This is a genomic window from uncultured Flavobacterium sp. (assembly GCF_963922255.1).
GTDB lineage: Bacteria > Bacteroidota > Bacteroidia > Flavobacteriales > Flavobacteriaceae > Flavobacterium.
The window spans coordinates 1-7,048 of sequence record NZ_CAWUIC010000033.1 but is presented as its reverse complement, the minus strand read 5'-3'; the positions used below and the strand labels follow the sequence as shown (position 1 = coordinate 7,048).

General features: G+C 28.4%; 10 protein-coding genes. 6 read left to right on the top strand and 4 right to left on the bottom strand.

What is annotated here, in order from left to right:
- Nucleotides 1-725 (top strand): T9SS type B sorting domain-containing protein (locus AABJ49_RS14025; RefSeq protein WP_338378918.1); only part of this gene is annotated, 725 nt, incomplete at its 5' end.
- 1 nt (nucleotide 726) lies between these two features.
- Here the strand turns inward: AABJ49_RS14025 and AABJ49_RS14020 are convergent.
- Entirely contained in the window at nucleotides 727-1,092 is a 366-nt protein-coding gene (locus tag AABJ49_RS14020) for a cupin domain-containing protein (RefSeq protein ID WP_338378917.1), read from the bottom strand.
- On the bottom strand, nucleotides 1,092-1,499 hold the full coding sequence (locus AABJ49_RS14015) for a hypothetical protein (protein ID WP_338378916.1): 408 nt from the start codon (nucleotides 1,497-1,499) through the stop codon (nucleotides 1,092-1,094). Before AABJ49_RS14015 ends, AABJ49_RS14020 begins: the two co-directional genes overlap by 1 nt.
- A gap of 105 nt (nucleotides 1,500-1,604) precedes the next feature.
- Between AABJ49_RS14015 and AABJ49_RS14010 the strand changes: the two genes are divergently transcribed.
- The gene (locus AABJ49_RS14010) at nucleotides 1,605-2,237 is read left to right on the top strand and encodes a 7-carboxy-7-deazaguanine synthase QueE (protein WP_338378915.1); all 633 of its coding nucleotides are present in this window, start codon (nucleotides 1,605-1,607) and stop codon (nucleotides 2,235-2,237) included.
- Between the two features lie 55 nt (nucleotides 2,238-2,292).
- Complete coding sequence (locus tag AABJ49_RS14005) at nucleotides 2,293-2,694, top strand: DUF2059 domain-containing protein (protein WP_338378914.1); 402 nt, start codon at nucleotides 2,293-2,295, stop codon at nucleotides 2,692-2,694.
- Between the two features lie 53 nt (nucleotides 2,695-2,747).
- Here the strand turns inward: AABJ49_RS14005 and AABJ49_RS14000 are convergent, their stop codons facing one another.
- Entirely contained in the window at nucleotides 2,748-3,452 is a 705-nt protein-coding gene (locus tag AABJ49_RS14000) for a methyltransferase domain-containing protein (protein ID WP_338378913.1), read from the bottom strand.
- Between the two features lie 73 nt (nucleotides 3,453-3,525).
- Between AABJ49_RS14000 and AABJ49_RS13995 the strand changes: the two genes are divergently transcribed.
- Both AABJ49_RS13995 and AABJ49_RS13990 read left to right on the top strand, forming a co-directional pair.
- A complete protein-coding gene (locus AABJ49_RS13995) occupies nucleotides 3,526-4,023 on the top strand; it encodes a YkgJ family cysteine cluster protein (protein WP_338378912.1) in 498 nt (165 codons plus the stop codon).
- Nucleotide 4,024: 1 nt separating this feature from the next.
- The gene (locus AABJ49_RS13990) at nucleotides 4,025-4,420 is read left to right on the top strand and encodes a PH domain-containing protein (protein WP_338378911.1); all 396 of its coding nucleotides are present in this window, start codon (nucleotides 4,025-4,027) and stop codon (nucleotides 4,418-4,420) included.
- Here the strand turns inward: AABJ49_RS13990 and AABJ49_RS13985 are convergent.
- Entirely contained in the window at nucleotides 4,417-5,637 is a 1,221-nt protein-coding gene (locus AABJ49_RS13985; RefSeq protein ID WP_338378910.1) for a DUF1343 domain-containing protein, read from the bottom strand. The two genes, AABJ49_RS13990 and AABJ49_RS13985, sit on opposite strands and share 4 nt — an antisense overlap.
- 77 nt (nucleotides 5,638-5,714) lie before the next feature.
- On the opposite strand from AABJ49_RS13985, the gene AABJ49_RS13980 reads away from it, so the two are divergent.
- Nucleotides 5,715-6,947: an FtsX-like permease family protein gene (locus AABJ49_RS13980; RefSeq protein ID WP_338378909.1), complete on the top strand. Its 1,233-nt coding sequence runs from the start codon at nucleotides 5,715-5,717 to the stop codon at nucleotides 6,945-6,947.
- The last annotated feature ends 101 nt before the right edge of the window (nucleotides 6,948-7,048 follow it).

The window sequence follows — 7,048 nt, the reverse complement described above, 5'->3', positions numbered from 1 at the left end:
CAAACACAGCAGGAAACAATATTGCGAATATGATTGATGTTGGAAATGTTTTGACGTATATTCCAACAAGTAATCTACCTGATGATGTTTTTATATATGTAAAAATAACACCTTATAATTCAGCAGGAAATTCAGTAAGTTGTTCTATCGAAAGATTTAAGACGGAAGTTGTTGCTCCATTATGTACTTCATTAATTTCACCTCAAAACGGAAGTTCTGATGTAGAAATTGATGCTTCACTTTCTTGGAATTCTATTTCAAATGCAACTGGATATTTTCTTTCAATAGGAATTTCTCCAAACGGAAATGAAATTATAAATATGTTTGATGTTGGTAACACAACATTTTATAATCCAACAAACGACTTTCCTGATGATGCTATAATTTATGTAACAATTACACCTTATAATTCTGTTGGAACTCCAATTGGAAATTGTTCACAAGAAAGTTTTAAAATTCAAAACCGTCAAATTTTAACCCCAGCATTTTTTACTCCAAACGGTGATGGTTATAATGATGTTTGGAAAATTTACGATCCTAAAAACGAAGTAAAAACTATCTATATTTTTGATAGATATGGAAAGTTACTTTACAATATTCCTAATGCTACTGAAAGTTGGAATGGAACTTTTGGAAATCAAACTTTACCAGCAACAGATTATTGGTTTGTAATTGAACGAAAATTAGGAGAGCCAGTTAAAGGACACTTTTCATTAATTAGGTAGTTTAATTTTCTTCGCGATGTACTTTGTTAAAATCAAAAGCAGGTTTGCAAATTGAAATATAATCACAAGCTTCATCAAAAGGATTTGAATATTGAACTCTTGTATTAGCATCGATTTTTATAGATTGACCAGCTTCTAAAATTATAGTTTCACCTTCAATAATAAATTGTTTTTTTCCTGAAATTACATAAGTATATTCTTCAAATTCTGGAGTTTGAAAAGGTTCAGACCATTTTGGTGGAGCAACCATGTGAGCAATTGAAATGTCTTTGTTTCCAGTGGTTGGAATTCCATGATGTTCTTCAATCAATTTTCCGTCAGTTGTAGGAACAACAAACGGATTTTTTTGGATTAGATATTTTTTCATTAATTTTTGATGTATTTTGCAATTATTCCTTTCAAGTTACTAATGTCTTCAGAATTAATATCATTTAAAGGAAAGTTAAGTTGCGTTTTGTTCTTCTTTACTAAAGTTAAGTGGTTTTTACTAAATTCGTAAGAATTTAATTCAGAAAAAACAATATTTTTACTTTTAGAATTAATCTTAAGATTTCCTCCTTTTTTATTCCAAACAAAATAATTTTTGTAGAAAAAACTTTTAAATTGGGGAAAAGTTGTTAAAACTGCTGATAAACCAGCTATAGAACCAAATTTGCTTTCAGGAAATGCAAAAACACCTATCAAACCATTTATTAAACAAATAATTCCTAGAATAACTATTAATGTATCAAAGTTTTTTTTAAAACCTAATTCTGTGAATTTTATTCTTTTCATAAAGTAATATATTATTTCAAAAATAGTAAAAAACCATTAATAACTATTCACTAATTACTATTTACTAATCACTAATCCTTATCTTTGCACACTATTATAGAAATAATGTTAGATAAAGAAACACAAATAGCAGTTGATAAAGGAGAAATGCTTCCATTAATGGAAGAGTTTTACACTATTCAAGGGGAAGGCTATCATACCGGAACGGCTGCTTATTTTATAAGAATTGGTGGTTGCGATGTAGGTTGTCACTGGTGTGATGTTAAAGAAAGTTGGAATTCAGAATTACATCCTCCAACAAATACAGATGTTATTGTTGAAAATGCCAAAAAATATGCCGAAACCGTTGTTGTTACTGGTGGAGAGCCTTTAATGTGGGATATGTCTATTTTAACTTCAAGATTAAAAAATAAAAACTTAAATGTTCATATAGAAACTTCTGGTGCTTATCCTGTTTCAGGCTCTTGGGATTGGTTTTGTCTTTCTCCAAAAAAAAACAAATTACCAGTTGATGATGCTTATGCAATTGCCAATGAATTAAAAGTAATTATTTATAATAAACACGATTTTATTTTTGCTGAAGAACAAGCAGCAAAAGTAAATTCGAAAGCCATTTTGTTTCTACAACCGGAATGGAGTAAAAAGGAAGAAATGACTCCTTTAATTGTAGATTATGTGATGAATAATCCAAAATGGAGAGTTTCATTGCAAACTCACAAGTATTTGAATATTCCTTAAATAGTGTTTTGAATAATTTTTTGAAAACCTTATATTAACTAAATTAATTAAAAAAATGAAAAAACTTATTTTAACAGTAGTTGTTTTATTGGTTACGCAACTTTCATTAGCACAAGATGCTTTTAAAAATGATGTACTTAAAGTGATAAAAGCTTCTGGATCTGCTGCTCAAATGGAAGCTGCTAAAGACCAAATAAAAGCAATGATTCCTGAATCAAGATTCGAAGAATTTTCTAAAGATTTTGATGCAACTTTACCATCACTTTATGATGCCATGGCAAAAAATTACATGGAAGTTTATACACACGATGAAATTAAGGCAATGCTAAAGTTCTACGAATCTCCAGTTGGTAAAAAAATAACTGAGAACGCAGCAGAAATATTAAAGAAAAATATGGAATCTGGAAAAGATTGGGGTACGGAACTACAGAATATTATGATGAAATATATGGAATAAATTTCATTCAAATACAATGTATAAATCCCAAAACTAATCTTTTGGGATTTTTTTTATTTTGTAATCTTAGCCAAATAATCAAAATGTTTGCCTTCTAAAATATATTCACATTGTAATCCATTAGCTAAACAAGCATTTTGCAATGTATTATAATCTAAATATAACCAAGGAAAAGTCGCTTCAGTTTCTCCTTTATATTGAACAGTAAAAGTTAATTCTCCATAATAACCATCACTAGGGATCCATTTTCCTCCATCTTCGTCTTCATCAAACATATAAATGATATCAGAACTATCAATTAAGATTTGTCCGTTTTCATTTAATAGTGATTTTAATTTCAATAAGTATTTTGTACATTTTTCTAAAGTTTCAAAAATTCCTGTTCCATTCATTAAAAGTAAAATAGTGTCAAATTTAGTATGCGATTCTAAATCTAAAACATTTTCAATACTTACATTTTTTAAACCACGAAGTTCACAAGCTTTAATTGCATTTTTTGAAATATCAATTGCTTTTACATCAAATCCTTTTTCTTCCAAATAAAGCGTGTGACTTCCAGCGCCACAACCAACATCTAAAACTTTACCTTTTGTTAGTTGCAATGCTTTTTGTTCAATTTTTGGCATTTCATTAAAACTTCTAAATAGATACGCAACACTCATTTCATCAGCTTCAGAAATAGAAGTTTCTGTAAATAAATCTTCCGGTGAATTATTAGTTTGGTAATCTAATATGGCTTTTCCAAAAAGGTCTTTCATAAAAAAGGTTATAAGGTTGTTAGGTTGTAAGTTTAAAAGATTAAATTTGTTATAGCTTAAATAAAATCAAATAATGCTAAAACCAAATCTAAACGAACTAACAAAACTTGCCAAAGATAAGCATATCGAAAATAAAAAGTATTTTGATAAGCTAAAAAAAAAGACACCTAAGAATTTAGATTATGTAATGCAAGATTTGCACGATGCTGAATTCAAGAAAACCGATTGTTTAGAATGTGCTAATTGTTGCAAAACTACAGGTCCATTATTCACTACGGCTGATATTGAACGAATTTCAAAACATTTAAGACAAAAACCACAACAATTTATTAATCAATATTTGAGAATTGATGAAGACAATGATTATGTCTTGCAAAAAGTTCCTTGTCATTTTTTAGACTCAGACAACACTTGTTTTATATATGATGTTCGGCCAAAAGCTTGTCGCGAATTTCCGCATACGGATAGAAAAAAGTTCAATCAAATCACGGATATTACTTTAAAAAATATTCCCATTTGTCCTGCTGCATATAATATTGTGGAAAAAATGAAAGCAAAATTACCTTTATAATATGAAAATATACAAATCAAAAGTAGATTGGTGGTTAACTGCAATCATTATAGTCGTTTTCGCTTATCCATTTATTGAAGGAGTTGTTACAAGACAATATACACTTTCAATTGTAATGTTGGCTGTTTTAGCATTAATAGCTTTTTTGTTTTCAAAAATTAAATATGAAATTAATGGAGAAATTTTAAAAGTTTGGTGGATTAAAATCGAAATAAATTCTATTAGAAAAATTTATGCTACAAATAATCCATTAAGTTCTCCGGCTTTGTCTTTAGATAGAATTGCAATAGTGTACAATACATATGATGAAGTTTTAATTTCCCCAAAGGATAAAAAAGAATTCATTGAAGAACTATTGCGAATTAATCCATGCATACAAGTGGAAGTCCAATTTTAATAAATCAAATATTTTTTTCGCATAGATTTAAATTCGTTTAAACCACTTTCCCAATTCTTTCTAATTTCTTTTTCTGAAATTCCCGCTTCAATTTGTTCTTGCAGTTTTTTAGTTCCAGCTAATTTTATAAAGAATGAATTAAAGAATTTTGACTTATCTGAAGTTTCATTATAAGCTTTCAATAACCATTTTAATTCCAATTGGTTTACTTTTTTGATGTCTGATAAATCTTCACCAAAGCAAACTTTTCCATTGTAAACAGGATCTTTTGCACCTTCGTTTGGTTTTGGAGTAAAACTAAAACCACTTTTAGGTAAATACGGAGAACCATAAATCTGAAATTGTTTATCAGTTCCACGTCCAACACTTACATTTGTTCCTTCAAAAAAACACAAACTTGCATAAAGGTTTATAGATTGAGCATTTGGTAAATTAGGTGAAGGTTTTACAGGTAAATTGTATTCCATATTTCTGTCATAATTGAAACAAGGAATTACTTTTAAATCACACTTCACGTTGTTTTTCAACCAACTTTCTCCATTAATCATTTGAGCATATTCACCAATAGTCATTCCATGTAAAACTGGAATTTGGTGCATTCCAACAAAACTTGTGTTCTCTTTTTCTAAAATTGGACCATCAATAATTCCACCATTTGGATTTGGTCTATCTAAAACAATAAGTTGAATATTGTTTTCAGCACAAGCTTCCATTACATAATGAAGAGAAGATATATAGGTATAAAATCTTGCACCAACATCTTGTAAATCAAAAACCATTACATCAATTTCTTCTAGCTGCTCAGGTTTTGGTTTTTTGTTGCTTCCGTATAATGAAATTATAGGCAAATTTGTTTTGGTGTCTTTTCCATCTTTAATCAATTCTCCTGCATCAGCTGTTCCTCTAAAACCATGTTCTGGAGCAAATATTCGTTTCATATGTATTGATTTTGAAAGCAAAAAATCGACCAAATGTGTTTTGTCATTTAAAATCCCACTCTGATTTGTCACAACCCCAACTTTTTTTCCTTTTAATAAAGGCAAATAAAGAGAATAATTATCAGCACCAGTTTTTAGTAAAGTTTCTGTTTTGTTATTTTTATCTTTTAAAATCTCTTTTTGAGATTCTAATTTTTGATTTCTAACTTCTGTCTTTAATGAGTTTCCACAAGAAAAAACAATAAACAAAAAGCCAAAAAATAAAGTAAAATATTTCATTATATATATAGGTATAATTTTTATTAGTGTATTTCATGTTTAAGATGTATTTTTGAAATCAAAAGTAAAGCCAAAAATTGAATTTAGAATATTTTATTTCCAAAAGACTTATCACTACTAAAAGTTATAAAAGTAGTATTTCTTCACCAATTATAAAAATTGCAATTACAGCTATTGCAATCGGAATAATTATGATGATTGTTTCTGTAGCAACAGGAATTGGACTTCAAATTAAAATTCGAGAAAAAGTTGCGGCTTTCAATGGTCATGTAATTATTTCAAATTACGATGACAATCAATCAGAAGTTACAAAAGAGCCTATTTCAATTAATCAAGATTTTTATCCAAAGTTTAAAAACGTTTCAGGTATAAGTCATATCCAGGCAACAGCTAGTAAAGCTGGAATTATCCATACAGAAGAATCTTTTGAAGGAATACTATATAAAGGAGTAGGAAAAGATTATGATTTTAAAAATCTTCAAGAATATTTGATTGAAGGTAAAATGCCAAACTTAAAGAGTACTTTAAATGAAGAAGTTTTAATATCTCAATACATTGCCAATAGACTAAATCTAAAGTTAGGTGATAAATTTAAAACCTATTTCTTAAAAGATTCAGGAAGTCGATATAATCTCCGTAATTTCAAAATTGTCGGAATTTACAATTCAGGTTTTCAAGAATTCGATGCTACCTATATATTAGGTGATATTCGACATATTCAAAAAATAAATAAATGGAAAGATAATCAAGTAGGAGCATTCGAAGTTTTCGTAGAAGATTTTAGTCAAATAAAGAAAAAAGGTGAAGAAATCTATAAAGAAATTCCTCCTACATATAATAGTACAACTATAGAAGAAAAGTACTATAGTATTTTCGAATGGTTAAAGCTTTTTGATTTCAATATAGTCATTATTCTAATTGTAATGATAATTGTTGCAACCATCAATATGATAGTTGCCTTATTAGTACTTATACTAGAAAGAACACAAATGATAGGAATTCTAAAAGCACTTGGAGCAAATAATTGGAACATCCGAAAAATATTTTTATACAACGCTTCATATTTAATTTTAAGAGGACTTTTATTTGGTAATATAATTGCAATTGGATTGTTATTAATTCAAAAATACTTAGGACTAATAAAACTAAATCCAGAAAACTATTATGTGAATGTCGCTCCAGTTGACATAAATCCTTTACATATATTAGTGTTAAACTTAGGAACAATTCTTATTTGTTTCATGGTTTTATTAATTCCTTCCTATATTATAACAAAAATTTCTCCAGTTAAAGCCATTCGTTTCGATTAAAAGCAACACTTTTGTCTATATTTATGATGTTTCGTTCCCGCTATCCATTCTATCTTTTGTTGCGAGTCACGAGCAATCTATGATGAATTATTAGGATCGCA

What these genes read in the sequence shown, in the direction of transcription:
- AABJ49_RS14015 (WP_338378916.1), bottom strand. Translation starts at nt 1,499, where the DNA reads ATGAAAAGAATAAAATTCACAGAATTAGGTTTTAAAAAAAACTTTGAT.
- AABJ49_RS13990 (WP_338378911.1), top strand. Translation starts at nt 4,025, where the DNA reads ATGAAAATATACAAATCAAAAGTAGATTGGTGGTTAACTGCAATCATT.
- AABJ49_RS14005 (WP_338378914.1), top strand. Translation starts at nt 2,293, where the DNA reads ATGAAAAAACTTATTTTAACAGTAGTTGTTTTATTGGTTACGCAACTT.
- AABJ49_RS14020 (WP_338378917.1), bottom strand. Translation starts at nt 1,092, where the DNA reads ATGAAAAAATATCTAATCCAAAAAAATCCGTTTGTTGTTCCTACAACT.
- AABJ49_RS13985 (WP_338378910.1), bottom strand. Translation starts at nt 5,637, where the DNA reads ATGAAATATTTTACTTTATTTTTTGGCTTTTTGTTTATTGTTTTTTCT.
- AABJ49_RS14000 (WP_338378913.1), bottom strand. Translation starts at nt 3,452, where the DNA reads ATGAAAGACCTTTTTGGAAAAGCCATATTAGATTACCAAACTAATAAT.
- AABJ49_RS14010 (WP_338378915.1), top strand. Translation starts at nt 1,605, where the DNA reads ATGTTAGATAAAGAAACACAAATAGCAGTTGATAAAGGAGAAATGCTT.
- AABJ49_RS13995 (WP_338378912.1), top strand. Translation starts at nt 3,526, where the DNA reads ATGCTAAAACCAAATCTAAACGAACTAACAAAACTTGCCAAAGATAAG.